Below are 24,510 nucleotides of genomic sequence, written 5' to 3' on the forward strand. Positions count from 1 at the left end.
GGTCATTCCACTGATTTCAGTGCTTCGAGCATGTCCACCGTTTCGAGCTGGCGGTATACGATCCAGCCGAGCACGGCTAGTACCACGGCCACGACGATGGCCGGGGCCGCCAATGCGATCCAGCTGATGGCGAGGTCGAACATGACTTCGTCGGGTGGCACTTCGGTGATGATGTATCGGTGCAGCCATTCTCCGAAGCCGTATCCGGCGAGTATGCCCAGCAGTGACAGCAGGATCGTTTCGCGGTAGATGTACATCGTGGTCTCGCTGGTGTGGAAGCCGAGCACTTTGATCGTGGATAGCTCGCGTATGCGTTCCGACACGTTGAGGTTGGTCAGGTCGTAGAGGATCACCACGGCCAGCAGCACGGCCACGAGAATCAGCACTTCCATGATCTGGTTGAGCGATCCCACGATTGTGGACACCATGTTCTTCTGCGTCGTGTTCTGCACGACGCCGCGCACGGCGGCCAGTTTCATGAATTTGGCGCCTTGGCGTTCCGTGTTGGCGTTGCTGTGGTCTTTCAGTCCGACCATGTATGCGTTTGTGCTGTACTGGTCGCCGAACACGTGTTCGTAGCATTGCGCGTTCATGAATATGAAATGGCCGATGTACATTTCGCTGATGCCGGCGACTTTGATGGTGCGTTGCGCGCCGTTTTCGTCGTTTACCGTGAAGGTGTCGCCGACCGAGACGTTGAGCATTTCGGCGAGCCGTTCGGAGATTACCGCGCCATTGTTGACCAGTATCTGTGGTTGGTGTGTTTTGCGGTCGCGTAATGTCAGGTATTCGTTGAAGTTGTATGCGTCGTCGATGGCCAGCAGGGTGATCGACTGCTTATCGTTCTCCTTGCCTGCGGTTTTCGACAGTTCCTCGTAGCGCACCGCTGTCGAGGATTGGACGGTTTTGCCCTTCAGCGTCGTGGCGATTTCCTCGCGTTGCGCGCTGTTGGTGTCGGATTCCTCGGCGACGATCAGGTCGTAGTGGATGAGTTCCTCGAACTGTCGGTTTCCTATCTGTCCGATCGAGGATTGGACGGCGAGGCCGGCCGTCAGCAGGAATACCGCTCCGCATACGCCGAAGATCGTCATGAACATGCGTGTTTTGTATCGGAAGATGTTACGGGCGGTCACTTTGTGTGTGAAATTCAGACGGTTCCATAGTGGTGGGAAATGTTCCAAAAGAATTTTCGAGCCTTTGGCCGGCGGCTTGGGCAGCAGTAGGCTCGCCGGTTTTTCGCGCAGTTCCTTGGACGCGGCCAGCCATGACGGCACGACGGCGCTTATCCATGCAAGTGCGAATGCGGCCATGGTGATCCAGGGGTGGAATTTGAGCATGATGTCCGGCATGGTGAATCCCGCGCTGTATGCGTGGGCGACGATAAGCGGCAGCAGCGTGTGGCCGGCGAGCACGCCGATGCATGTGCCCAGGGTGGATGCGGCGAATCCGTATACGGTGAATTTGAGCATCACATCCGCGTTGCCGTAGCCGAGCGCCTTCAACGTTCCGGAATTGGTGCGTTCCTCGTCCACCATGCGTCCCATGGTGCTGAAGGTGACGAGCGCCGCGACGAAGTAGAGGAAGATCGGGAAGATGTCCGCCAGTTTCGCCACGATGCCTTCGATGACCATGTACACGCGGTAGCCTTGCGAGGTCGGGCCTTCGCGGCGGCCGCTGACGGAATAGGCCGGGACTGTGAGATTGTCGATCTTCTCCTCGGCGAGGGTTATCTGCCGTTCGGCTTCGGATATCTTGCGTTCGGCTTCGGGCTTCTGCGCGTTGAATTCGGCGAGTTTGCTCTGGTATTCCGTTTCGGCCTTGTCGATGTCCCTCTGGCCTTGGATAAGCTGCGTGACGCCGTCTGCGACTTGCTTGCCGGCCTGCGACACCGCTTTGCCGAGCTCGTTTTGTTTTTCGGCCATCTGTTTGGATGCCTGTGCGAGATTGTCCGCATTGCTCCGATACGCCTGCGAGCCTTGGTCGAGCCGCGCTACGGCGTTCTGGTATTGTTGCAGTCCCGCATTGTAGGCGTTCAGCTGTCTGTTGTATTCGGCGCAGGCTTCGTTGTACTGGTTGATCGCCATGTCGTATTTGCCGCGTATTTGTTCGTAGAGTTTGCCGGTGATGCCGGTCTGTTCCCATTTGCCGAGCGTCGCGCCGACTTTGTCGAGCACGGTTTTGCTTGTTTCGAGTTGTTCTCGCGCCGCGTCCAGCTGCGTTTTGCCGTTCGCCAGCTGGTTCCATGAATCGGAGAGCTGGTTCTGTCCTTGAGCCAGTTGCGTCTGTGCCGCCTGCAGTTGCGTCTGTCCGGAGGCGACCGACGCGTTGGCCGAGGCCAGTTGCGCTTGCGCCGTGGCCAGCTGGGCCGCGGCCGCCGACCCTTCCTCCACTGCCTCGGCGCTGCCTTCGCTCAACTGGTCCTTGGCGTTGTCGATCTGCTGTTTGGCATCGTCCAGCTGCCGTTGCGCGTCGGCAAGCTGCTGTTTGGATGTTTTGACTTTGTCCTTGGCCTCGTCGATTTTCTTGCGCTGTTGGCTGCGTATCGTCGCTTCGCGGGCTTTTGGCTGGTTCGCGAGCAACGTCACGAGCTGATCCTTATGCTTCTGCACGGCATCGCGGTATTCGGCGCTCCAGTAGTCCAATCCCTCGGTGTCTTCGTAGGTCGCCCGGGCGATCATCTTCACGTCGGAATCGAACTCTCCCGGAACGGCCACGGCATAGCCTTTGAGCTCGCCGCCGCCGGCCGTGGATTGTCCCATGTTGAGGCAGGACAGAGTCTCGCTGGCCCGGACGAAACCGACGACGGTGAATTTGTGGTGGCGTAGCACGGTGCCGCCTGCGATGTCCGTTTTCTCGGTAACGTTCAAGGTGCTGCCGACGGCGAATCTGTCGCGTTCTTTCATGTCCAACGCGATTTCGCCGGTCCGCTTCGGCAGTCGTCCTTCCGTCACGTCATAGGTGGAGACGGCATCGGGTTTGGAATAGATGCGCATGCTCCTGTCGGTGCCGGAGATGACCACGTCCTTGAAGTACCCGTATTCGACTTCCTTGATGCCGTCGGCCTTGCCGATGATCCTCTCGTCGTCTTTGGAGATGCCGTAGTTGGAGACCACGGTGATGTCGGCGAGGTTGTTACGCCCGTAGAAGTCGGCGGCGGTCGCCTGCATGTCCGGCCCGGTGACCTTCAGTCCCACCAGCGCGAATGAGCCAAGCGCCATGAGGCATACGATGGACACGACCCGGCCTTTCGACTTGGACAGTGTTTGCCGGATGTCCTTCCACAGCATGCGTTTCACCATTCCAGCTCCTCGATGTCCATCGGATGCTCGTTGGTTTCGATTGATTTGACGCGGGCGTCGTGCATGCGGATCACCCTGTCCGCGATGGGGGCGATCGCGGAGTTGTGCGTCACGATCACCACCGTCGCCCCGCGTTTGCGGCTCATGTCCTGCAGGATGCGGAGCACCTGCTTGCCGGTATGGTAGTCGAGCGCGCCGGTCGGTTCGTCGCATAGCAGGATCTTCGGGTTCTTCGCCACGGCTCTCGCGATGGCCACGCGCTGCTGCTCGCCGCCGGAAAGCTGCGCGGGGAAATTGTCGATGCGGTCGCCAAGTCCCACATCGACCAGCGTCTGCACTGGATCGGCCACGTTCTTGACGAGTTCGGAGGCGAGTTCCACGTTCTCCTTGGCGGTGAGGTTGGCCACCAGATTGTAGAACTGGAATACGAATCCGATGTTGTTGCGCCGGTAATCGGTCAGTTGCTTCGCGTCGAAGTCCGAGATGTCGACGCCGTCGATGATGACCTTGCCTTCGGAATTCGTGTCCATGCCGCCCAGGATGTTGAGCACCGTCGATTTGCCGGCTCCGGATGATCCCAGAATGATCGCAAGCTCGCCGCGTTCGATGCCGAAACTCACATCGTTGTTGGCGGTGATTGTGATGTCGCCCATATGGTAGCGCTTGAAGCTGTGCACCATTTCGATATATGCCATCGTCGGCCCCTTCCTAATGCTTTCCACTAGGACACCCGTCTATTCAGACAACATGTTGATTTAATTTCGGATTGATTGTATGTTCGAAATGGTCGGCATGACAATCATCACAATCGCCGAAAACGTCTAGATTAGCCTTTTTCAAAACCCAAGCGAGCCTTTCCGCCCCAATGACTTTCAGGAAACGCCGCATGCGAAGACGAAAACGTCCTTCACGAACATGGGTACGGTACACTGGCGGAAGACAGACGCACGCTACAAGAAGGGTTTCCCGATGACCGTTGCAGTTCCGACCATCACCGACGTCGTTTTCGATTTCTGCGGAGTGTTGCTGGATTGGCGGACACGGGCATGTCTTGAAGGCAGATTCGACGACGCGACCGTCGACCGCATCTGCGCCGACGACGACCCCTGCGGCTTCTTCGGATACGAGGACCGTATGGACGCCGGGGAGGACTTCGATTCGATATGGCCCGATGTGGTGGCCGAGCAGGGAGAACGCGTCGCCGGGATCTTCCGTTATTACATCGCGCATTACGACGACGCGCTGCCACGCATGCTGCCCGGCATGGAGCGGCTGCTGCGCGATCTGAAGGCGGCCGGCTATGGCGTGTGGGGATTGACGAATTGGTCCCATGAGACGTTCCATTTCGCATTCGAGAAGTTCCCGCAGCTTGCCGAACTGCTGCAGGGCACCGTCGTCTCCGGCGTGGAGAAGATGCACAAGCCGAACGCCGACATCTACGAACTGGCGATGAGCCGTTTCGGCCTAAGCCCCGAGAGCAGCGTGTTCCTCGACGACACCGCGAAGAACGTCGCCGGGGCGCGGTCGGCCGGCATGCACGCCTTCCGTTTCGTCGACGCCGACCAGGCGCGCAGGGACCTGGAATCCTTGGGCGTGCGCGTGTGAGCGCGGCGGACGTGCGCCTGCGTCCCGCGGAACGGGCCTCGGCCATGCGCCCATATCATCGTCCGCTGTAGGCCGCACATCCACCGACCGCGTGTCCACTATGCAAAACGAAGCGCTATAAATCGTCGTTTCGTAAAGCGACGCTGGTATAAATGGGCGTTATGACCCTCCTTCAGCTGAAATACATCGTCAAAATAGTGGAATGCGGCTCCATGAACGAGGCCTCGCACGAGCTGTACGTATCCCAGCCCGCGTTGAGCTCCTCGGTGAAGGAGCTTGAGAACGAGCTCGGCATCGAGATCTTCACCCGTTCCTCCCAAGGCATCGCGTTGACCGTGGACGGCGCGGAATTCCTCACCTACGCGCGTCAGGTCCTCGATCAGGCGTCGCTGCTGGAGGAACGGTACAAGAACGCGAAACCCCGCAAACAGCTGTGCTCCGTGTCCACGCAGCATTACATGTTCGCCGTGGAGGCGTTCGTGGAGATGATCGAGTCCACCAAGTCCGACGAATACGAGTCCACCATCCGCGAGACCCGCACGAAGGACATCATCAACCAGGTGGCGAACATGCTTTCGGAGATCGGCATCATCTACCTGTCCGACTTCAACAAGGACGTGATCGGCAAGCTGCTGCGCGAGAAGCATCTCGAGTTCCATCCGCTGTTCCGCGCGCCGTTGCACGTGTTCATCTCGCGCGACAATCCGCTGGCCGGCAAGAAGAAGGTCACCATGGACGATCTGAAGCCGTTCCCGTTCATCCAATACGAGCAGGGCGAGGAAGGCAGCTTCTTCTTCGCGGAGGAGGCCGTCTGGCCGGAGTACTCCCCCAAGCAGATCAACGTGACCGACCGCGCCACGATTCTGAACTTCATCATCGGCCTGAACGGCTACACGGTATGCACCGGCATCGACAACGGCGATCTCAACAACGAGAAGATCGTCACCGTGCCGCTCGACACCGATGAGACGATGCTTGTCGGATGGATCACCAATGAGCGCGCGAAGCTGTCCAAGGCCGCCGAAACGTACTTGGAGAAGCTCAAGTCGGTGGTCGCCAGCCACGGCTACACGCTCATCGACTGACCCCGGAACAGAGGAACCACAACGAAAAGGCACTGTACTGCCCGAAAGCAGCACAGTGCCTTTCTGTCATATCCGAGATTATAACAGCCGATGAGCGCGGTTCAGCGCGAACGCCGCAGTCAGGCGCCGTACTGTTCCAGGTACGCGTCGGCGGCGGCCTTGATCTCCGGTGTGACGTACGGGGTGCCGTCGGCGTTCTGGATGCGCTGGCCGGCTTCGAAGATCTCCTTCACGTTGGCGATGGCGAACACCGGGAAGCCGAATTCGGCTTCGACGGCCTTCACCGCGGACGTGTCGGAATCCTTGGTCTTCTCCATGCGGTCCACGCTCAGTACCAGGCCGATGACCTCGACGTTCGCCTCGGCCTTGAGCTTCGGGATGACCTCGCGCACAGCGGTGCCGGCGGTCATCACGTCGTCGACGAGCAGGACCTTCATGCCGTCCGCAAGCTGCGTGCCGACCATCATGCCGCCGTCGCCATGGTCCTTCTTCTCCTTGCGGTCGAAGGTGTAGCCGACCTCCATGCCATGGGCGGACGTCAGCGCGATGGCGGTGGACACGCCCAGCGGGATGCCCTTGTAGGCAGGGCCGAACACGGTGTCGACATCCTTGGGCAGGTTGCCCGCCTCGATCTCCTCGACAATCTTCTCGGCGTAGAACGCGCCGAGACGGGCGATCTTGCGTCCGTCGTTGAATGCGCCGGCGTTGATGAAGTACGGCGACTTGCGGCCGGACTTCAATGTGAACTCGCCGAATTTCAACGCCTGCGATTCCAGCAGGAACTCGGTGAAACGATGGTCGAGCGATGCGGTCATTTGCTTGTTCTCCTTACATTGATCGATTACGAAATTTCAGCGCCAGGTCTCGCCTTTGGCGAGCTTGTCGGCGAGTTCGGGACGTTCGTCGAGCAGATCGTCGAGTTCGCGGGCCACGCGCAGCGGCGCGGTCGGCTCGAACAATGCGGCCGCGCCGACTTCGACGGCGTTGGCGCCGGCATACAGGTATTCGAGCGCGGTCTCGCCGGAGTCGATGCCTCCGATGCCGATGATCGGTATTTCTGGCAATGCGGCGCGCACGCGCCATACCGCGGCCAGTCCGACCGGCAGGACGGCCGGGCCGGACACGCCGCCGGTGACGTGCGTGATGACCGGCTCGCCGGTGCGGATGTTGATGCGCATGCCGAGCAGCGTGTTGATCAGGCTCAATGCGTCGGCTCCGCTTTCCACCGCGGCTCGTGCCGGCACGGTGATGTCGGTGACGTTCGGGGTGAGTTTGACGATCATCTTCTTGTCGGTGAGCTTGCGCAGTCTGGTGATGAGGCGGCTCAAAGCCACCGGGTCGGTGCCGACGCTCATGCCGCCTGCGGACACGTTCGGACAGCTCACGTTGATTTCCAGCATGTCGGCCGGGGAATCGTCGAGCTTGGACACGACTTCCGCGTAGTCGTCGTCGCAGTGTCCGGCGACGTTGGCGATGACGGTGGCGTTGATGGCCTTGAGTTTCGGCAGATCGTCCTCAAGGTAATGGTCCACGCCGGGATTCTGCAGGCCGACGGCGTTGATGTTGCTGGAGGGGCCTTCCGCAGTACGGATGCCAGGATTGCCTTCCCATGGCACCGGAGACACGCCTTTAGTGGTGACGGCGCCCAGCTGGCTCACGTCATAGAACCAGCGCACGGCAGCATATTGGAACGTGCCGGAAGCGGTCGCCACCGGATTCTTCCACGGGATACCAGCCACCTGGGTGGGATGCTTCCATTCGTGCTGTTCGTACAGGTTCGCATGTTGTTCTGCGGTCATGCTCACTCCCCCCATCCCAATTGTTCGCGGGTGAACACAGGTCCGTCCGAGCAGACCTTCAATCGTCCTTCGGCGGTGTCGACGGTGCACAGCACGCATGTGCCGTATCCGCAGCCCATGCGCTGTTCCAAGCTCAGCTGTGCCTCGATGCCGCGTTTCGCCGCCCATGCGGCGACGGCCTTCATCATCGGCAACGGCCCGCATGAGAGGATGACCGGCTTCAGCTCGCCGTTCACCAGTTCATTTTCAATACGGTCAAGGAGCGTTACGACATTGCCTTCGGATTCGTCGATGCTGTATGTCTTGTCCGCGTACCGGCCGACGTATCCGTCTCCGAAACGCACGTTGCGGTATCCGAACACCGCGGTGCTCGTCGACCCCTCCGATTCGGCGATGGCCTGCGCGGCGCGCACCAGCGGCGGCACGCCGAGACCGCCGGCCACCAGCACGTAGTTCGCGTTCTCCTTGGTGTTGAAGGAGTTGCCGAGAGGACCCATCACCCGAATGGTGTCGCCCGCACGCAATTCGGAGAATTCGGCGGTGCCTTTGCCGACGACGGCGAAGATAAGGCTCACCTCATCGCCATCCACTTCTGCCACGCCGAACGGGCGGGGCATCAGTCTGCTCGGATTGTTGGAATACACGTCGACGAACTGCGCCGGCTTGGCATGTCCCGCGATGAATTCGTCGCGGAATGTCAATCGGTACACGCCATCGGCCAGCATGCGGTTGTCGACGATTTCGACCGTGTGCCTGCTGGGGAAGAATCCCGCTTCCCTCGCCTGGCCGACGGTCGGCATGAACGTTGCTGCGGCGGTCATGACTCCCTTTCCTGTGTTTCGTTCGATTGTTCTGGTAGCTTACGGCAGTACCGCGCGCAGATTGTCGCGCATGTCCTTCGCGGCCTCGCGCGCCGATTCGGCGACCAAGTCAAGCGCATCGTCTGCGCTCATGGATTCGCTGTATTTGCTGGACTTCTTCCAGGCTCCGATGATGCCACGCGACGAATTGACGAGCGCGCCCATGCCGTCTTTGTCGAACATGCCGGCCACGCCTTGGGCGGTACCGCCCTGCGCGCCGTAACCGGGGACCAGGAAGAACGTGTGCGGCATGCGCGCCCGCAACGCCTTGCCTTCCTCGGGATGGGTGGCTCCGACCACCGCGCCGACACGGGAATACCCGTTCGCGCCGATGGTTTCGGCTCCCCAGCCTTCCACGAGGTCGGCGACATGCTCGTACACGCGCTCGCCTGAGGCGAGTTCGAGTTCCTGCAGTTCGCTGCTGGATGGATTGGAGGTGCGTACCAGTACGAAGATGTCCTTGTCGGCACCAGTGGCGGCTTCGACGAACGGGGTGATGCCGTCGGTGCCGAGGTAGGGGTTCACGGTGACCGCGTCCTCATGCCACGGGTCGAAAGCGTGCTCCCCCGCGTTCACACCGCTCAGATGGTGGGCGTAGGCGGCTGCGGTGGAGCCGATGTCGCCGCGCTTGACGTCGCCGAGGACGTACAGTCCCTGCTGTTTGGCGTATTCGCAGGTCATGCTGTAGGCGTCGATGCCGGCTGGTCCGAGCGCCTCATACATGGCGATCTGCGGTTTGACGGCCGGGACGATGTCGGCTACTGCGTCGATGATGGCGCGGTTGAATTCGAAGAAGGCGACGGACAGTTGGGCTGCCGGCGCTTCCGTCGGATCCTCCACCTGTTCGGCGATTTCCTCGGCGAAGCTGGCCACGACCTGATTCGGCACCAGCGCTTCGGTGGGGTCGAGTCCCACGACGCTTGGATTCTGCTTGTCTTCGATGGCTTCGATCAGACGGTCCATCAGTCCTCCTTGTCGATGCGGCTGAAGGCCAGCTTCGAGCCGATGATGGTGGCGAGCGGCCGGCCGGTGACCTGCCATCCGCCGAATGGGGTGTTACGTGCCGAGGAGTGGAACTTCTCCGGGTCGACGGTCCATTCCTCTCCGGTGTTCAGCACCACGAGATCCACCTGGTCGCTTTCGGGCACGCGGCCCAGATCAAGCACGCGCTTGGTGTCGTCGTCTCCCGGCACGGCGTCGGCGTAGTCGTCGAGTACCGCCGTGATGTCCGTTTTGTCGTGGCCCATGAGTTCGGCCGGACCGGTGGACATGAGTTCGATGAGACGTTCGTCGGAAATGAATCCGCCGTCGACAAGTATCTTGTGGCAGACGCCGTATGCGCATTCCAGCCCGATGATGCCGTTGGGCGCGTCGAGGAAGCCGAGTTCCTTCTCTTCCATGGTGTGGGGCGCATGGTCGGTGGCCAACAAATCGACCGTGCCGTCGGCGACGGCTGCGATGGTGGCCTGGCGGTCCGCTTCGGAGCGCAGCGGCGGGTTCATTTTGGCCAAAGTGCCGTACTTAAGCAGCGCCTCGTCGTTCAATGCGATGTAATGCGGCGCGGTCTCGCAGGTGATCGGAAGTCCTTCGGCCTTGGCTTTGCGGATGGCGTCGAAGGAGATCGCGGTGCTGACGTGCTGGAAGTGCACGTGCACGCCGGTTTTGCGGGACATGTCAATGTCGCGTTCGACGATTTTGAGTTCCGTGTCCTCCGGAATGCCTGGAACGCCAAGCTTGCGGGACACCGGACCGTCATTGACCGCGCCGGTGTCGTGGTGTTCGCAATGCTCGATGAGGTACAGTCCCGACTCCTTGACGTTTTCGAACACCTGTTCGAGAATGCTGGGGGTCACCGCGGAACCGTCATCGCTGATGGCGGTCACCGGATGCGCCAGCTGGTAGGCGTCCTTATGCTCGTCGCCATGTTCGGGCAGGTAGCCGATCCAGTCGGCCACTTCGGTGGCCTCATGGCCGGCACGCCCCTTTGAGGCGCATACGCATAGGTCGTAGCGCACCGGCAGTTTCACGCCATGAGCGGCCTCGTAATGCTGCAGGTAATCGATGACCGTGTCGTATTCGGCGTCGAGCACTTCGGAGGCGCCCGGCTGGCCGGCCTCCACCTTCACGCCATCCATGGCCGGCACGGTGTTTGGCATGATGAGCACGTTCGTGTATCCGCCGGATGCCGCCGCCGCGCAGCCGGAGATCATGGACTCCTTGTAGGTCTGTCCGGGATCGCGGAAATGCACGTGCGGGTCTTCGAATCCGGGGGCGATGGTCATCGCCGAGGCGTCCACGGACGCGTCCGTGTCGGAGGGGACGACGAGGTCAATGACTTCGCCGGTGTTCCAGACCTTGATGTCGTGAAGGGTGAGGGTCATGATTTCAGAACTTCGCTTCCTCGTCGCAGTAGTCGCAACGGTATTCCTGACGGTCGGAATGCACCAGATGGAACATCTGCACCGCAGGCTCGGTGGTGGTGACGCAGCGCGGGTTCACGCATTTGATGATGTTGACGACATGTTCCGGCAGGGTCGGCTTCTTCTTTTCGACGATTTTGCCGCCGCGGACGATGCCGACGGTCGCGGTGCGCGCCACGAGGCCGAGCACGTCGAGGTCGATGGATTCGGTCTCATCCTCGATTTTGATGATGTCCTTCGTGCCGTACATGTGGCTGTCGGCGTTCATGATCAACGCGAGTTTGGTTTTGGACGGGTCGATCTTCAGATACTCAAGTACCTTGAGCGCGGTTCCGGCGGGCACGTGATCGATGATGATGCCGTTCTGAATGCTGGTGACTTCCATCAGGCTTCAACCTCCTTGGCTGCGAGCGGTTCGTATCCCGGCAGTTCGTCACCGACCACCGAGCTTTCCAATGCCATGCGCATGAGCATACCGTTCTTGACCTGTTCGAAGTAGGCTGCACGCGGATCGTCGTCAACTTCCACGGCGATTTCGTTGACGCGCGGCAGCGGGTGCAGCACGGCCATGTCCTTCTTGGCGTACGCCATCTTGGCTTCGTCGAGGATGTAGGTGTCGCGCAGACGCAGATAATCGTCCTCGTTGAAGAAACGTTCTTTCTGCACGCGGGTCATGTACAGCACGTCAAGATCGCCGATGACGGAGACCAGATCCTTGACTTCGGTGTAGGAGCAGGATTCGGTGGCGTTGATGCGGTCAAGCACGTACTGCGGGGTCTTGAGCTCGTCGGGGCTGATGAGCACGAAGTTGACGTTGCCGAAGCGGCACAGTGTTTCGATCAGGGAGTGCACGGTGCGGCCGAAGGTCAGATCGCCGCACAGGCCGACGGTCAGGTTGGTGACACGGCCGAAGCGCGATTGAAGCGTGGCCAGGTCGGCGAGCGTCTGCGTCGGATGCATGTGTCCGCCGTCGCCCGCGTTGATGACCGGCACGGAGGCGGCGCGGGATGCGACCAGCGCGGCGCCTTCCTTCGGATGGCGGATGGCCACCACGTCGACGTAGTTGGACACCGTCTTCAACGTGTCGGCGATCGTCTCGCCCTTGGTGACGGAGGCGAGCTGGGCGCCGGCGAAACCGATCACCTTGCCGCCGAGGCGCAGCATGGCGGTTTCGAAACTCAGACGCGTGCGCGTGCTCGGCTCATAAAACAAAGTGGCAAGCACCCTGCCTTCGCAGGTGTGTGCCACTTCTTTACGATGGGAATCGATGTACTGCGCTTTGTGCAGCATTTCCTGAATCTGACGAATGGAAAGATCATCGAGAGTGATGACGCTTTTTCCGACCATCGGCGTTTCGACCGCCGGTTCGAGTACTGAGGACAACGGCTCACCTTTCATGCAACTTGTGGTTGAAGGTGGCCACTGAAAGTGACCTAGCCAACTATAGCCCGAAACACTGACCCGGAGCGTTCACCGCGTGTTCACCGAGCGCCCGCTCGAATCGTTTCATGAAAGGCCGTAGAACAGACGTTCCGTCACGTCGCGCGCCTTGCGCATTACGGCAAGCAGATCGTTTTCGAAATGCTGTCCGCGATTCGCGTCGTATCCGAGATAGACGGCGAGTCCTCCCAGCGAATACGTGTCATCCGGCAGGATATCCGCCTGGTTGACGCGCCCGCTCCACAGGTAGCTGCCGTTGCGCGCGGCCGTGCACATCCACCATGCGCGTCGCAATACGACGGCGTCGCCGGCGGAAACCAGCTTGCGCCGCTCCAACTCGTCCAACGCCTGCATCGTGCCGTTGACTCGCAGGTTCGCGTTGTCGCCGGCATGCTGCAACTGCAGCAGCTGAATCGTCCATTCCACGTCGGACAGACCACCTTTGCCCAGCTTCAGGTGACGGTCCCTACGCACGCCGCGCGGCAATCGCTCGGCTTCCATACGCGCCTTGAGCTTGCGTATTTCGGCGACCTGCGCCTCCGTCAAATCGATCTTCGGATAGCGCAGCGGGTCGGCGACGTTCATCAGGAAATCCTCGGCGAGCGCCGCGTCGCCTGCCGCGTATCGCGCACGCAGGAGCGCCTGTTGCTCCCATGTGCTCGCCCAGGAACGGTAGTATTCCTCGCAGGACGCGTAGGAGCGCACGAGGGGTCCGTTTTTGCCTTCGGGCCGCAGGTCCATGTCGAGTTCGATTTTGGGTTCGAGCGTGGTCGGTCCTTGCAGGATGGCGCGGAGGTCTTCCTGCACTTTGCGTGCGAAGAGGTTGGCTTGGTTGTCGTCGGCGTTATCGGACGGCCGGTAGATGATGATGACGTCGGCGTCGGAGCTGAAGTTCACTTCCCTGCCGCCGTAGCGTCCCATGCCGATGACGGCGATTGCCGCCGGCGCTTCGTCGAATCCCATTTCCTGCGTTTGGTGGCGGATGGCCCAGGTGAGCGATGCGTCGATGGCCGTGTCGTATACGTCGGTCATACCTGCGAGCGACGCCTTGTCGTCGATGACGCCGCTCATCCACCCTAGTCCGATGCGTTCGATTTCGTGGCGTCGCATGGCGCGGATGGAGTTGGCGAAGTCGTTGATGCTGCCTACGTTGCGTTCGAGGGAGGCGTGTGTCTGCACGTCGAGGCTTTCGCGCGAACGTGGCTGCAGGTCGTTGTCGCTGCCGAGCCAGGTGACGGATTCGACGGATTTGTTGAGCGCGTCGCCCAGGAACCGTGAATTGGACAGGACGTGGCACAGGCGTTGCGCGGCGGACGGCGAGTCGCGCAGGAAGCCGAGGTATTCGCTGTCCGTGCCAAAGTGTTCTTCGAGTTTGCGCCAGTTGAGCAGCCCCATGTCGGGGTTCTGCCCTTCGCCGAGCCATTGGAGGACGGCGGGCAGGAGGATGCGGTTGATTTTCGCGGCACGGGAGATGCCGGCGGTCAGTGCGGTGACGTGGCGCATGGCGGCGTCGGGGTCGGCGAATCCGATGGAGGCGAAGCGTTCCTGCATGGCGTTGGCGGACAGTTCCACTTGTTCGTCGTCGAGGCCGGCGTTGATGGGCAGCATGGGCCGGTAGTAGATGTCCATGTGCAGGTGGCGCACTTCACGTCGGGTTTCGTCGTATTTGTCGACGAGTTCCTCAGGGTGCATGTGGAAGGCCCGGGCGAGTCTGCGCAGTTCGAGGTTGTGGTTGAGTTCGTCGTCGTTGGCGTCGCGTTTGCGTTCGATGCCGCCGAGACTGGCTTTGCCGAGGTCCGGGAACAGGTGGGTGCGTTTGAGCGCCCACATTTGCTGGCGGTGTTCCATGACGCGTTCGAAGCGGTAGTCCCAGGAGAGCTTCTTGGCTTGTCTGCGTGAGACGTACCCGCCTTCGGCGAGGCGTTGCAGCGATTCGAGGGTGGAGCTGGTGCGCAGGGTCTCGTCGGCGCGGCCGTGGACGAGTTGGAGCATCTGCACGGTGAATTCCACGTCTCGTAGGCCTCCGCGGCCGAGTTTGATTTCACGGTCCTTCAGGGGCGCGGGGATGAGGTCTTCGACTCGTTTGCGCATCTGCTGGCAGTCGTAGACGAAGTTGTCGCGTTTGGAGGCGGTCCATACGAACGGTCGGGTCATGTCCATGTACGCTTGGCCGAGGTCGGGGTCACCGGCCACGGGGCGGGCCTTGAGCAGGGCTTGGAATTCCCAGTTTTCCGCCCACTGTTCGTAGTAGGCTTCGTGCGATTCGAGTTTGCGTACGAGCGGGCCGTCCTTGCCTTCGGGGCGCAGTCCGCCATCGATCTGCCACAATGTAGGTTCGGCGACGCCCATGATGACGGATTGGCATACGCGCTGCAGGGTGGTGGCCATTTTGGTGCCGACACGGTTGAGGGTCATGCCGTTGGTGTCCGCGTCCGCCGGTTCCACCACGTAGATGAGGTCCACGTCGGATACGTAGTTGAGTTCGCGTGCGCCGAGCTTGCCCATGCCGATGATGGCGAAGCGCACGTGTTCGCTGCTGTCCACTTCGTTGCGGGCGATGGCGAGCGCGCCTTCCAGGGCCGCGTCGGCAAGATCGGACAGTTCCTGGCTGATTCTCGGTTGTATTTCGATTGGGTCGTCCGCGGTGGCGTCCTGCGCCATGATGGCGGCGAGCTGTTTTCTGTAGGTCTGCCGTAGCGCGGTCGCCGCTTCGGCGAGTGGTTTCGTGGCTTTTGGCATGCGATTGTCGGCCGGGTCGGCACCGACCGCTTCGAGGACATGCGCGCGGCGTTGCGCGTGGTTGTACAGATGGCTTTCGCATGAGTCGCTGGCTGCGGCCATGACGAGTTCGGGGCGGAAGCGCATGAGCTTGCCCATTCCGTCGGACACGCCGAGCACGGTGACGAGTCGTACGAGTCCGGCGTCGTCGGTGATGACCTGGTGGAAGTCGCGGCCTTGGCTTTGCAACGCTTTGATGATGTCGACGAGGTTGCGTAGCGCGATGTCGGGCTCGCAGGTCTGTTCCAATGTTTTCATCAGCAGGCATAGCCGGTCGTCGTCGATGCCGTCGGCGCGCAACTCGTCAAGCAACGTGCGTGCCGTGTCCAGATCCTGCAATCCCGCCCGAATCAGATCGAGCACCTCAAACTGATGCGTAGAAGAAGCCATGGTTCCCATAGTAATCGTTCATATCCGTAAGTATGGCGAAAGGGACGGTTTCCGACAGTTGCCGGAAATCATCCCTTTCGTGTTTGTTGCATCGTCTGAATCAGACGAAGAATGGTTTGACGTTGGACCAGATGCGCCGGCTGACGCATGGATGGTTCATCGTGTACAGGTGCACGCCGTCGACGCCGCGTGCCGCCAAGTCGCAGATCTGTTCGGACGCGTAAGCGATACCCGCCTCTTTAAGCAGCGCGGTGTCGCTCCCCCACTTGTCAAGCAGGACGGCAAGTTTTTCAGGAACACGCGATTCGCACATCTTCGACATGCGCAGCACCGACTTCGCGTTCATCACCGGCATGATGCCGGCTTCGATCGGAACGTCGATGCCGGCGGCACGAGCCTTGTCCACGAATCGAAGGAAATCCTCGTTGTCGTAGAACAGCTGGGAGATGAGGTGGCTTACGCCCGCGTCGACCTTCTTCTTGAGATTGTCGATATCCTCCTCAAGCGTGGCCGCCTGCGGGTGCTTTTCCGGATAGCAGGCGCCGTAGATCTTGAGATCCGGACGCTTCTCGCGGATGTAGGCCGCCAGATCGCTCGCATGGTCGAACACTCCCGCCGGTTCGGCTCCTTCCACACGGTCGCCTCGCAAAGCGAGCACGCCGGAGACTTTGGCCTGGTCGAACAGGTCGAGCGCCTCATCCACGTCGTCTTTGTCAAGGTATTGCGCGGTCAGGTGCGCCACGGCCGGAATGCCGTATTCGTTCACCGTATGCGCGATGCGTGCGGTCAACGTGCGGTCGGACGATTTGCCGGTGCCGTAGGTGACGGAGATGAAGTCGGGGTCCAGCCCCTGCAGGCCATCCAACGTATCGTAGATGGTACCCACAGGGCTGGTGCGCTTGGGAGGGAACACCTCCAGCGAGAAGATTGGCGAATGCATGTGATTCCTTGGAAATCTTGCCTGTTTATGCCTATGCCGGCCTTACTTGGCGAGTTTGGCGCGCACGGCCTTGGCCGCTGCGACGAGGTTCTCCAGGCTCGGCCAGGTTTCGGCGTTGCCACGGGTCTTCAGGCCGCAGTCCGGGTTGATCCACACCTTTTCGACGTCCATCTTCTTCAGGATCTCGTAGATGCGGTCCTCGATCTCCTGTTCGGACGGAATGCGCGGAGAGTGGATGTCGTACACGCCCGGGCCGGCTTCGGTTTCGAAGTTGGCGTCGTGGATGGCGTCGAGCACCACAAGGTCGCCACGGGAGGCTTCGAAGGAGATCACGTCGGCGTCCATCGCGTCGATGTCCTTGATGATGTCGTTGAACTCCGAATAGCACATGTGCGTGTGGATCTGCGTGGTCGGCTTGACGGCGGAATGCACCAGACGGAACGCCGGAATGGCCCAGTCGAGGTACTTCTTGTGCCAGTCGGTCTTCCTCAGCGGCAGCTTCTCGCGCAGTGCGGCCTCGTCGATCTGGATGACCTTGATGCCGGCCTTCTCCAAATCGAGCACTTCGTCGCGGATGGCGAGCGCGAGCTGCTGGGTCTGCTGCTCGTGGGTGATGTCCTCGCGCGGCCAGGACCAATTGAGGATGGTGACCGGACCGGTGAGCATGCCCTTCATCACATGATCGGTGCGGGACTGCGCGTAGGCGCTCCATTCCACGGTGATCGGGTTGGCGCGGGATACGTCGCCCCACACGATCGGAGGCTTGACGCAACGTGTGCCGTAGGACTGCACCCACGCGTTCTTGGTGAACAGGAAGCCGTTGAGGTTCTGGCCGAAGTATTCGACCATGTCGTTGCGTTCGAATTCGCCGTGGACGAGCACGTCGAGGCCGATTTCCTCCTGATGCTTGATGCAGGCGTCGATCTGGTTCTTCATGAATTCGTCGTATTCGGCCTTGGTGATCTCGCCCTTGCGCAGCTTGGCGCGTTCGGCGCGCACTTCCTTGGTTTGCGGGAAGGAGCCGATGGTGGTGGTGGGCAGCAGCGGCAGGTTCAGCGCCTCACGCTGCTCCTTCTGGCGTTCGGCGCGTGCCGGCTGACGTACGAAGTCGGCGTCGGTAAGGCTTGCGATTCGCTTGGCGACCGCAGGATCGGCGGCGACGCGGGTGCCGTCGAACAGCGCCTGGTTGGCTGCGAGTTCGGCGGATGCCTTCTTCTCGTCGTCGGAAGCGTCGGCGAGCACGGCGACTTCGTGCAGTTCGTCGAGCTTCTGGACGGCGAAGGCGAAGTGCTTGCGCACGTCGTCGGCGAGACCGTCCTCGCCTTCGGTGCTGAACGGCACGTGCAGCAGGGAGCTGGCGGTGGAGACGGCCACGTTGGCGGTGACCTGCTTCAGCGCGTCGACCAGGCCGAGGCTCACGGCGTAGTTGTTGCGCCAGATGTTGCGGCCGTTGATCACGCCGGCGAAGATGGTGGTTTTTTCTGCCACGCCGTACTTTTCGACGGCGGCGAGGTTTTCGTCCTTGCCTTCGTTCAGGTCCAGGCCGATGCCGTCGAAGCCGAGCAGGTTGACGGTTTCGTACACGTCGGCGATGTGTCCGAAGTAGGTGTTGAGCAGCACCTTGACCTTGCCTTCGCGGGCGGGCAGGATCTTGGCGTACAGGCTCTTGAACAGTTCGACGTCGCCCGGCTCCTTGTCGAGCACGAGGTACGGTTCGTCGATCTGGATCCACTGCACGCCCAGTTCGGCGAACTTGGCGACGACTTCGGCGTACACCGCGGCGACCGCGTTGACGAGGCCCTTGTCGTAGTCGAGCTCCTCGGCCTGCGGATTGCGGGCGAGCTTGAGGAAGGTGTACGGGCCGATGAGCACCGGCTTGGTGGTGATGCCGAGCGCCTTCGCCTCGTTGAATTCGTCGAACGGCTTGGTGCTGTTGAGCTTGATGTCGGTGGCGGAGTCGATTTCCGGCACGAGGTAGTGGTAGTTGGTGGTGAACCACTTCTTCATCGGCAGGGCGGTCACGTCGCCCTTCTCGCCCTGATAGCCGCGACCCATTGCGAAGAGGGTCTCTTCCGGGTTCTCGAAGGCGAGACGCTGGTAGCGCTGCGGAATGACGTTGAGCAGGATGGCAGTGTCGAGCATCTGGTCGTAATAGCTGAAGTCGTTGCTCGGAATCAGGTCGATGCCGGCGGCCTGCTGCAGCTTCCAATGCTTGGCGCGCAGTTCCTTGGCTGTGGCACGCACCTCATCGAGGGTGGTGTTGCCCTTCCAATACGCTTCGATGATTTTCTTCAGCTCACGGTTCTGGCCGATGCGCGGGAAACCGGAGACGGAAGTAAGAGCGGACATGAATCCTCCATCTGATATGAACAATGCAACCCGCTCAAGCTATCACAAAACCGCCAGCTATAAGACATCAAGAAAATTTGAATGTCGTTATAAACTGTCCTTATAACGCAGTCCGTATGCCGTCTATATTCACACATTTATGTTTATGGATCAATAATGCAGAACAGCCCGGCAAGCGGATTTAACGCAATGTCTCGTATGCGTCGGGGTCTACGGGTTCCAGCCATTCATTCGTCACGTCGCCCGTGCCATCCGCAATCATGAACGCCAAATGGCTGAAAGCTTCGCGAGGGGCGGCACCGTGCCAATGCTTAACGTCCGGCGGAATACGGACGGCCTGTCCCGGTTCAAGCTCCTTCGGCTCTTCGCCCTCAAGCTGGTAGTAGCCACGCCCTCCAACCGCAATGAGAATCTGGGCCGCGTGATGGTGGATATGCCAGTGGTTCCGGCATCCAGGTTCGAACGTCACATTGTGGATTGACACTTCAGGCGCGTCAAGTACCGGCGCAAGCCAGCTCTGTCCGTCGAAATACTGGGCGAAACCGTCATTTGGTTCCCCAAGAGGGAACGCACTGGGATTGTTCATATGGGCTCTCCTATCCATCATTCTGAACATCGGTTCAGAAAGCACCATACAACCTTGAAGCCGCTTGAAGTCAAATCACAGCACTCTGCGGAATGCTCATCGTTCCGAATCAGCCCGGAACACGCAAGCCCTACTCGAAGTCTTTGGCGGTAAGCAGCGCGATGAGTTCGCCGCTGTGCAGCTGCCACTGGTTGAATGGCTCGTTCGAGCCGAATACGGCGATCGAGGCCGGGGACATGCCGAGATTCAGCAGGTCAAGCAACGTCGGATCGGATTCGGTGCTGGCCAGCCATTGGCAGGCGATCGAAATGGTCGGTTCGTGGCCAAGCACGAGCAGCGTGCGATGCTTTTCCTTGGTTTGCGCGAGCTCGTCGAACACGGATTGCACGCCGCCTTCGTACAGGCTTTGCCGGTAGTCGACTTTCGGATCGTCGCCGAACACCTTGAGCATGCGATCGCAGGTCTGACGGGCGCGGGTGGCGCTGGAGCATGCGATGCGAGTGGGCACCATTTTGAACGCCGCCAATCCTTTGGCCACGGCTTTGGCCTGCTTACGTCCTTTGTCGGTGAGCTCACGTCCCACGTCGCTGCCGTTGCCGCCGAACGGCTCGGTTTTGGCGTGGCGCATCGCCAGCAGCACATACTTGTATTCCTTGGCCTTTTTAGCGACCTTCTTCAGGCTCGTTCCCATAATCGCACGCTCCGATCCGGTTCCAGCGCCGCATTTCAAATGTCTAATGTCCATTGTCTCAGATTTTCCGCTGGGACATGGCATGAAACGCTCTAAATCTACTCCTTTATGGCTTCGACCTGCGCGTCGAGGTCACGCAGCACCTTGCGCAGCTTGCGATCGGAAATGTCACGCAATTCCAGATCCTCAAGCTGTTCGGCACGCTCCTCGGGCGTCAACGAATCGATGTCGGTCGTCGTGTCCTTCGTGGCACGGTCGCGTTTACGCAACGCCTGGAAGCCCGGAGCCATCGCGCGAGAAACCATGAGGAAACCGGTGTGTCCAATCATCTGGTGATCGGGACGGATGGCCAGTCCTTGCGCCTTCCAATTACGTTCCAAAGTCTCCTGCATGTCCGGCTCGGTCCAGCAGCCGACCTCGCGCAACGCTTCGGCAAGACGGCTCAACTGCGTGGTGGTGGTGACGTACGCGACGAGCACGCCGCCAGGCGCGATCACGCGATACGCCTGTTCAAGACGGTTCCACGGGTCAAGCATGTCAAGCATGATGCGGTCGAAGGAGTGTTCCGGCAAACCAGCCGCGACCGAATCGAAATCGCCGGTCCTCAAATCCCACCATGCGGGACGTTTGCCAAAGTAAACCGTCGCGTTGGCTTCGGCGACGCGCGCGAATTCCGAACGCATCTCGATGGTGGTGAGGCTTCCGCCCTCCCCCACGGCATCCAGCAGATTGATGCTCATCGCGCCCGAACCGGCTCCGGATTCCAGCACGTTCATACCGGAACGAATATCACCGAGCTGGATGACCTGCGCGATGTCCTTCGGATACATGATCTGCGCGCCACGCGGCATGGACAGCACATAGTCAGCCAAGCGCGGACGCATGACGGCGAACTCCCAACCACCGATGGCACGCGTTCCCTTCCACGGCTTGTTCGCGTCGCGTTCCGGATGCGTCTGGTTGACCTGAGCCTCACGTTTCGCACTCACCGTCACGACAACGGATCCTTCCGTCTGGCCAATCACATCATCATGCAGGATGATGCCATGCGAGGTCTGCGTCACACCACCCGGCACCAGCTGATCGGTGATTTTATTCGACCTGCGGTCCGTGAACTGCACTTTTTCACCGGCGGCAAGCGGCCCTCGACGCATGGTTTACGCTCCTTCGTACGTTCGTTCAGTATGCGATTTCACGACTATGGCTTACGATTGCAGACCGCATTCCACGGACAGCAACGAACCTATGCTACCGTATCCGCCGTCATACCGGCAGACGGCACGAAGCGACGGCAATGTGACGGCGACGTCGACATCACACCGCGTACGCGTTCCAACGACCATTCGCATGCGTGACCTTCAAATCCAATCCAAACACCTGGCTCAACCGTTCAGAAGTAAAACCATGCTCCAAATCACCCGTATATACGATAGTGCCCGGCGCCGGATCGTTGCCGGCGACGTTATCGGCATACGCATCCGCCTCGTTGCCGGTGATACGTCCCATGATCGCCACGTGGTCGAAGCCTTGCGGAATCTCCTCAAGACGGTGCGTCACCAGAATCACGGCGCGGTCAGACTGCTCCGCACCAACACGACTCAACGCACGCAAAGCAATCTCACGCCCACCCAAATCAAGACCCGTGGTCGGCTCGTCAAGAATCAGCAAATCGGGATCCGCCATCAACGCACGGCAGATAAGCACGCGAGTGCGTTCGCCTTCGGAAAGCTTGAACATCATCTTGCCTTCCAGGTATTCGATGCCGAATTCACGCATCAATGAGCGGGCTTTGGCGTAATCCTCGTCAGTATAGGTGTCGCGCCAACGGCCGGTGGTTGCGGTCAGCGCCGTCACGATGGCGTCAAGAGGATCTTCCTGCGGCGGGAACGCGCGTCCGAGTTCGGCCGAGCTCAAACCGATGCGGTTGCGGTAGGAGAACACGTTCACTTTGCCCAGACGTTTTCCCAGAATGTCGACTGTGCCTTCGGATGGGAATCCACGGGTGCTCATCATCTGCACCAACGTGGATTTGCCGATGCCGTTGGGACCGAACAGCACCCATTTCTCGCCTTTTTTGACTTCCAGATTGACTTTGGTGAGAATTACGCGCCTGCGGCGACGGAATTCCACATCGTCCAGTTTCAACGCGATGTTCTGTTCGTTCATGGTCCCCTCCATTTTCACAAACCACTTGGATACGATGATGCCTCCTGCCAGCATAGTGCGTCGGCAGGAGGCATTTCAGGATTATTCTGGCTGTCGATCAGCCGGATCGGTTATCCGCGATCAGACAGGTTCGGTTCTACTTCCGTTCGGCAAGCACGTCCTCGTAGACTTTGACGGTCTTGTCTGCGATGGACTCCCAGCTGAAGTGGTCGCGGGCGCGCTCGTAACCGGCCTGTCCCATCCGCTTCGCCTTTTCAGGGTCAGCCATGATGCGGTTGATGGCGTCGGCCATATCGTGCACGAATTTGTCAGGGTTGGTGGGGGTGCCAGTGCCGTCATGCAGTTGGTCGACCGGCACCAGATATCCGGTCTCGCCGTCGACGACGACTTCCGGAATGCCACCGGTCGCAGAGGCGACCACCGGCAGACCGCATGCCATGGCTTCCAGATTCACGATGCCGAGCGGCTCGTAGATGGATGGGCAGATGAATGCGTCGCAGCCATGTTCGAGTGCGTTGAGCTCCGGCTTCGGCAGCATCTCCTCAATCCAGATGATGTTGCCGCGTTCCTCGTCGAGCTTGGCGAAGGCGGTCTTGACCTCTTCCATGATTTCCGGCGTGTCGGGAGCGCCGGCGCACAGAACGACCTGGATGTTCGGGTCCACGAAGTGCAGTGCCTGAAGCAGGTACGGCAGACCCTTTTGACGAGTGATGCGTCCGACGAACAGCAAGGTCGGTTTGCTGCGGTCGATGTTGTAACGTTCGAACACCTTCCAGCCCGGATCGTCATCCGCCGGGGTTTCAAACTGGCTCATGGTGATGCCGTTGTGCACTACGACCACCTTGTCCGGGTCAAGGTTCGGATAGGCGGTGAGGATGTCCTCACGCATGCCCGCGGATACGGCGATCACGCGGTCGGCATGCTCGTAGGCGTCTTTCTCAGCCCAGGAGCTCAGATTGTAGCCGCCGCCCAACTGTTCACGTTTCCATGGACGGAACGGTTCAAGCGAGTGCGCGGTGATGACCAATGGGGTGTCATGCAGCATTTTGGCGAGATAGCCAGCAAGGCATGCGTACCATGTATGCGCATGGATGATGTCGGCATCAACGTCGTTGGCGATTTGCAAATCGACGCCAAACGTTTTCAGCGCACCGTTCGCATCCTCAAGCTCCTTCGGCACGTCGTAGCCGACGACAGTGAGCGACCCTTTCGGGTCTGTTCCGGGAATCGCGGGAATGTCGGCGGCCGTGCGCGGCCCGTCGAATGCGCGGACCGTCACATCGACACGTTCCGCCAGCACCTTGGAAAGCTCTTCGGCATGCACCCCCGCGCCGCCATACACCTTGGGCGGGTATTCACGCGATAGAATGTCAACCTTCATGTCTGTAATCTCCTCCTCGAGTCTTCCAGCGTTTCCTGTTCTACTGTAAAACATCAGACACGAAAAACACTCATTGTTTTCATCGTTTTTCAGAAAGTTCCATTCTTTTTCTGAAAAACGATGAAACAGCATTCTCGCATACCCTTTACGGTTAGTCGAAGTCAAGTAGCGCATACCTAAAATCCGATAGAAAAAGCGGTGAGACAAATGCTTCTGGTTGTCTCACCGCTTTCCATCGTTTTTGTGATCAGACGGCTGTTCCGTTTTGGTCGAGATTCGGATTGTGCTTCGGGTTGCCGGCCGTGAAGAACAGGCTCAGCACACCGACTGCGAAGACGATGGCGACTGTGGAGATGAGCCACATCGGATGCGACGGCAGCCACATGACCACGAGGAAGGCGATGGCCGACAGCGCAATCAGCACCCAGCTGGCCACACGGAACCATTGACGGACGGAATGGGGTGCCTTGAACATCTTCGGATTCTTGTAATCAGGATTGGTGTTCAGCGCGTTTTCCGTTTCCGTGACCGTACTGGCACTCGGCTTCCATGGCCCATCGGTGCCGTCCTGCAGACGACGTGACTTTTCCTGCAGCTGATACTCGTCCAACATGCCGGAACGTGCGCGGCCTTGGGTTTGGTCGTATTGCTGTGGCACTCCCCTGCGATTGCGCTTGGCTTGGGCACGTCGTTCTGCGCGATTTGGCATTAGTCACTCCTT

The 24,510-nt window shown here is 60.1% G+C and carries 20 protein-coding genes; 2 read left to right on the forward strand and 18 right to left on the reverse strand.

Annotation, left to right across the window (positions count from 1 at the left end; all coding sequences use genetic code 11):
• Positions 1-2: 2 nt before the first annotated feature.
• Positions 3-3,299 (reverse strand): ABC transporter permease, encoded by a 3,297-nt coding sequence (locus OGI63_RS06075; RefSeq protein ID WP_041777300.1) that lies wholly within the window; start codon positions 3,297-3,299, stop codon positions 3-5.
• On the reverse strand, positions 3,293-3,994 hold the full coding sequence (locus tag OGI63_RS06080; protein WP_041777299.1) for an ABC transporter ATP-binding protein: 702 nt from the start codon (positions 3,992-3,994) through the stop codon (positions 3,293-3,295). The genes OGI63_RS06075 and OGI63_RS06080 overlap by 7 nt, the downstream gene beginning before the upstream one ends.
• 274 nt (positions 3,995-4,268) lie before the next feature.
• On the opposite strand from OGI63_RS06080, the gene OGI63_RS06085 reads away from it, so the two are divergent.
• Positions 4,269-4,904, forward strand: a complete 636-nt coding sequence (locus tag OGI63_RS06085; protein WP_021913284.1) for an HAD family hydrolase — start codon at positions 4,269-4,271, stop codon at positions 4,902-4,904.
• A 161-nt stretch (positions 4,905-5,065) separates the two neighbouring features.
• Positions 5,066-5,989 (forward strand): LysR family transcriptional regulator, encoded by a 924-nt coding sequence (locus OGI63_RS06090; RefSeq protein WP_264309065.1) that lies wholly within the window; start codon positions 5,066-5,068, stop codon positions 5,987-5,989.
• A gap of 119 nt (positions 5,990-6,108) precedes the next feature.
• Here the strand turns inward: OGI63_RS06090 and pyrE are convergent, their stop codons facing one another.
• From pyrE to OGI63_RS06170, 16 genes are all read right to left on the reverse strand, one after another.
• Positions 6,109-6,804, reverse strand: a complete 696-nt coding sequence (pyrE, locus tag OGI63_RS06095) for an orotate phosphoribosyltransferase (protein ID WP_011743305.1) — start codon at positions 6,802-6,804, stop codon at positions 6,109-6,111.
• A 36-nt stretch (positions 6,805-6,840) separates the two neighbouring features.
• The gene (locus tag OGI63_RS06100; protein ID WP_003809360.1) at positions 6,841-7,803 is read right to left on the reverse strand and encodes a dihydroorotate dehydrogenase; all 963 of its coding nucleotides are present in this window, start codon (positions 7,801-7,803) and stop codon (positions 6,841-6,843) included.
• The gene (locus OGI63_RS06105; protein ID WP_011743303.1) at positions 7,791-8,609 is read right to left on the reverse strand and encodes a dihydroorotate dehydrogenase electron transfer subunit; all 819 of its coding nucleotides are present in this window, start codon (positions 8,607-8,609) and stop codon (positions 7,791-7,793) included. Before OGI63_RS06105 ends, OGI63_RS06100 begins: the two co-directional genes overlap by 13 nt.
• Before the next feature lie 39 nt (positions 8,610-8,648).
• Entirely contained in the window at positions 8,649-9,611 is a 963-nt protein-coding gene (gene pyrF, locus OGI63_RS06110; RefSeq protein ID WP_011743302.1) for an orotidine-5'-phosphate decarboxylase, read from the reverse strand.
• A complete protein-coding gene (locus OGI63_RS06115; protein WP_011743301.1) occupies positions 9,611-11,029 on the reverse strand; it encodes a dihydroorotase in 1,419 nt (472 codons plus the stop codon). Before OGI63_RS06115 ends, pyrF begins: the two co-directional genes overlap by 1 nt.
• A gap of 4 nt (positions 11,030-11,033) precedes the next feature.
• Entirely contained in the window at positions 11,034-11,453 is a 420-nt protein-coding gene (locus tag OGI63_RS06120; protein ID WP_033499450.1) for an aspartate carbamoyltransferase regulatory subunit, read from the reverse strand.
• Positions 11,453-12,415, reverse strand: a complete 963-nt coding sequence (pyrB, locus tag OGI63_RS06125) for an aspartate carbamoyltransferase (protein ID WP_171024943.1) — start codon at positions 12,413-12,415, stop codon at positions 11,453-11,455. Before pyrB ends, OGI63_RS06120 begins: the two co-directional genes overlap by 1 nt.
• Before the next feature lie 159 nt (positions 12,416-12,574).
• Complete coding sequence (locus tag OGI63_RS06130; RefSeq protein ID WP_264309066.1) at positions 12,575-15,676, reverse strand: bifunctional [glutamine synthetase] adenylyltransferase/[glutamine synthetase]-adenylyl-L-tyrosine phosphorylase; 3,102 nt, start codon at positions 15,674-15,676, stop codon at positions 12,575-12,577.
• A 100-nt stretch (positions 15,677-15,776) separates the two neighbouring features.
• A complete protein-coding gene (gene metF, locus OGI63_RS06135) occupies positions 15,777-16,616 on the reverse strand; it encodes a methylenetetrahydrofolate reductase [NAD(P)H] (RefSeq protein WP_011743158.1) in 840 nt (279 codons plus the stop codon).
• A gap of 42 nt (positions 16,617-16,658) precedes the next feature.
• Positions 16,659-18,965 (reverse strand): 5-methyltetrahydropteroyltriglutamate--homocysteine S-methyltransferase, encoded by a 2,307-nt coding sequence (gene metE / locus OGI63_RS06140; protein ID WP_011743157.1) that lies wholly within the window; start codon positions 18,963-18,965, stop codon positions 16,659-16,661.
• Positions 18,966-19,146: 181 nt separating this feature from the next.
• Positions 19,147-19,551, reverse strand: coding sequence for a cupin domain-containing protein (locus OGI63_RS06145; RefSeq protein WP_041777297.1), 405 nt, complete (start codon positions 19,549-19,551; stop codon positions 19,147-19,149).
• A gap of 130 nt (positions 19,552-19,681) precedes the next feature.
• Positions 19,682-20,242: a SixA phosphatase family protein gene (locus tag OGI63_RS06150; protein WP_034984404.1), complete on the reverse strand. Its 561-nt coding sequence runs from the start codon at positions 20,240-20,242 to the stop codon at positions 19,682-19,684.
• A gap of 98 nt (positions 20,243-20,340) precedes the next feature.
• Positions 20,341-21,396, reverse strand: coding sequence for a tRNA (adenine-N1)-methyltransferase (locus OGI63_RS06155; protein WP_011743154.1), 1,056 nt, complete (start codon positions 21,394-21,396; stop codon positions 20,341-20,343).
• Positions 21,397-21,556: 160 nt separating this feature from the next.
• Entirely contained in the window at positions 21,557-22,408 is an 852-nt protein-coding gene (locus tag OGI63_RS06160) for an ABC transporter ATP-binding protein (RefSeq protein ID WP_172458534.1), read from the reverse strand.
• 136 nt (positions 22,409-22,544) lie between these two features.
• Positions 22,545-23,789 (reverse strand): glycogen synthase, encoded by a 1,245-nt coding sequence (gene glgA, locus OGI63_RS06165; protein WP_041777296.1) that lies wholly within the window; start codon positions 23,787-23,789, stop codon positions 22,545-22,547.
• Positions 23,790-24,036: 247 nt separating this feature from the next.
• Positions 24,037-24,498 (reverse strand): Yip1 family protein, encoded by a 462-nt coding sequence (locus OGI63_RS06170; RefSeq protein WP_011743151.1) that lies wholly within the window; start codon positions 24,496-24,498, stop codon positions 24,037-24,039.
• Between the last annotated feature and the right edge of the window lie 12 nt (positions 24,499-24,510).

The organism is Bifidobacterium sp. KRGSERBCFTRI, assembly GCF_025908335.1.

Bases quoted from the DNA above. Each gene is read 5' to 3' on its own strand.
- OGI63_RS06080 (WP_041777299.1), bottom strand. From the start codon at position 3,994: ATGGCATATATCGAAATGGTGCACAGCTTCAAGCGCTACCATATGGGC.
- OGI63_RS06155 (WP_011743154.1), bottom strand. From the start codon at position 21,396: ATGCGTCGAGGGCCGCTTGCCGCCGGTGAAAAAGTGCAGTTCACGGAC.
- OGI63_RS06115 (WP_011743301.1), bottom strand. From the start codon at position 11,029: ATGACCCTCACCCTTCACGACATCAAGGTCTGGAACACCGGCGAAGTC.
- OGI63_RS06160 (WP_172458534.1), bottom strand. From the start codon at position 22,408: ATGAACGAACAGAACATCGCGTTGAAACTGGACGATGTGGAATTCCGT.
- metE (WP_011743157.1), bottom strand. From the start codon at position 18,965: ATGTCCGCTCTTACTTCCGTCTCCGGTTTCCCGCGCATCGGCCAGAAC.
- OGI63_RS06085 (WP_021913284.1), top strand. From the start codon at position 4,269: ATGACCGTTGCAGTTCCGACCATCACCGACGTCGTTTTCGATTTCTGC.
- OGI63_RS06130 (WP_264309066.1), bottom strand. From the start codon at position 15,676: ATGGCTTCTTCTACGCATCAGTTTGAGGTGCTCGATCTGATTCGGGCG.
- pyrB (WP_171024943.1), bottom strand. From the start codon at position 12,415: ATGGTCGGAAAAAGCGTCATCACTCTCGATGATCTTTCCATTCGTCAG.
- pyrE (WP_011743305.1), bottom strand. From the start codon at position 6,804: ATGACCGCATCGCTCGACCATCGTTTCACCGAGTTCCTGCTGGAATCG.
- OGI63_RS06150 (WP_034984404.1), bottom strand. From the start codon at position 20,242: ATGGGAACGAGCCTGAAGAAGGTCGCTAAAAAGGCCAAGGAATACAAG.
- OGI63_RS06105 (WP_011743303.1), bottom strand. From the start codon at position 8,609: ATGACCGCCGCAGCAACGTTCATGCCGACCGTCGGCCAGGCGAGGGAA.
- OGI63_RS06100 (WP_003809360.1), bottom strand. From the start codon at position 7,803: ATGGGGGGAGTGAGCATGACCGCAGAACAACATGCGAACCTGTACGAA.
- OGI63_RS06120 (WP_033499450.1), bottom strand. From the start codon at position 11,453: ATGGAAGTCACCAGCATTCAGAACGGCATCATCATCGATCACGTGCCC.
- OGI63_RS06090 (WP_264309065.1), top strand. From the start codon at position 5,066: ATGACCCTCCTTCAGCTGAAATACATCGTCAAAATAGTGGAATGCGGC.
- OGI63_RS06075 (WP_041777300.1), bottom strand. From the start codon at position 3,299: ATGGTGAAACGCATGCTGTGGAAGGACATCCGGCAAACACTGTCCAAG.
- pyrF (WP_011743302.1), bottom strand. From the start codon at position 9,611: ATGGACCGTCTGATCGAAGCCATCGAAGACAAGCAGAATCCAAGCGTC.
- metF (WP_011743158.1), bottom strand. From the start codon at position 16,616: ATGCATTCGCCAATCTTCTCGCTGGAGGTGTTCCCTCCCAAGCGCACC.
- glgA (WP_041777296.1), bottom strand. From the start codon at position 23,789: ATGAAGGTTGACATTCTATCGCGTGAATACCCGCCCAAGGTGTATGGC.
- OGI63_RS06170 (WP_011743151.1), bottom strand. From the start codon at position 24,498: ATGCCAAATCGCGCAGAACGACGTGCCCAAGCCAAGCGCAATCGCAGG.
- OGI63_RS06145 (WP_041777297.1), bottom strand. From the start codon at position 19,551: ATGAACAATCCCAGTGCGTTCCCTCTTGGGGAACCAAATGACGGTTTC.